The 1577-nt window shown below is 69.7% G+C and carries 1 protein-coding gene; it reads right to left on the bottom strand.

Annotated features, from left to right (window positions below; genetic code table 11):
• The coding region (ffh, locus tag EIO58_RS17615; protein WP_127820525.1) for a signal recognition particle protein at nucleotides 1-1526 on the bottom strand (1526 nt) is incomplete at its 3' end.
• Between the last annotated feature and the right edge of the window lie 51 nt (nucleotides 1527-1577).

Raw genomic sequence — 1577 nt, 5'->3', positions numbered from 1 at the left:
GCCTCGCTCGGCTGACCCTTCGCGCCGGCACCGGCCCCCAGCCCGAAGCCCGAGCCCGCGGGTGCCTGCGCCTGCGCCGCGATGCCGGCGTTCTCGGCGGCGCGCTTGGCCGGGTTGCCCGAGCGCGAGCCCTTCGCCTTCTGCTGCTTGCCGCGCTTGGACGACGTACCCGGGCGGCCGGCGCCCGGAACCGGGCCCATACCGGGGATGTTGGGCACACCGCCGCGTGCCACGGTCTTCATCATCTTCGCCGCCTGCTCGAAGCGCTGCACGAGCTGGTTGACGTCGGTGACCGTCATGCCCGAGCCGCGCGCGATGCGCAGGCGGCGGGAGCCGTTGAGCACCTTCGGGTTGCGTCGCTCCACCGGGGTCATGGACCGGATGATCGCCTCGGTGCGATCGATCTCGCGCTCGTCGAAGTTCTCGAGCTGGTCCTTCATGGACCCCATGCCCGGGAGCATCCCGAGCATCTTCTTCATGGAGCCCATCTTCTTCATCTGCTGCATCTGCTCGAGGAAGTCCTCGAGGGTGAAGGTCTCGCTCGCGAGCTTCTCGGCGACTTTCAGCGCCTCCTCCTCGTCGAAGGCCTGCTGGGCCTGCTCGATGAGCGTGAGGATGTCGCCGAGGTCGAGGATGCGCGACGCCATGCGGTCGGGGTGGAATGCCTCGAGGTCGTCGAGCCCCTCACCCGTGGACGCGAAGATGATCGGCCTCCCGGTCACCGACGCGACCGACAGGGCGGCGCCGCCTCGCGCGTCCCCGTCGAGCTTCGAGAGCACGACCCCCGTGAAGTCGACGCCGTCCTGGAACGCCTTGGCCGTGTTGACGGCGTCCTGTCCGATCATCGCGTCGATGACGAACAGGACCTCGTCGGGGTCGGTGGCCTTGCGGATGTCGGCGGCCTGCTTCATCATGTCGGCGTCGACGCCGAGGCGTCCGGCGGTGTCGATGATGACGACGTCGTGCTGCTGACGCCGGGCCGTCTCGACACCGTCGCGAGCGACCTTCACGGGGTCGCCGACGCCGTTGCCGGGCTCGGGTGCATAGATCGCGGCGCCCGCGCGCTCGGCGACCACCTGAAGCTGGTTCACCGCGTTGGGACGCTGGAGGTCGGCCGCGATGAGGAGGGGCGTGTGGCCGTCCTTCTCGAGTTGACGGGCGAGCTTGCCGGCGAACGTCGTCTTGCCCGAGCCCTGGAGGCCGGCGAGCATGATGACGGTGGGAGGGTTCTTGGCGAACTGCAGGCGGCGCTGCTCGCCGCCGAGGATCGAGACGAGCTCCTCGTTGACGATCTGCACGACCTGCTGCGCGGGATTGAGTGCGCGGTTGACCTCGTCGCCCAGGGCGCGCTCGCGCACCTTCGCGGTGAAGTCCTTGACGACCGGCAGCGCGACGTCCGCGTCGAGCAGCGCGCGACGGATCTCGCGGACGGTGCCGTCGACGTCGGCAGGTGTGAGCTGCCCCTTCTTGCGGAGGTTGCGGAAGGTCTCGGTGAGCCGGTCGGAGAGGGTGCCGAAAGTCGCCATGATCCCCCGATTCTACGGGGCCGAGCCGCCGTTGCGGTGCGTCGGCGGCGG

It is taken from the genome of Microbacterium sp. CPCC 204701, from assembly GCF_004010105.1.
Lineage (GTDB): Bacteria > Actinomycetota > Actinomycetes > Actinomycetales > Microbacteriaceae > Microbacterium.
The sequence above is the reverse complement of the archived record's forward strand: the minus strand, read 5'-3'. Positions and strand labels throughout refer to the sequence as shown.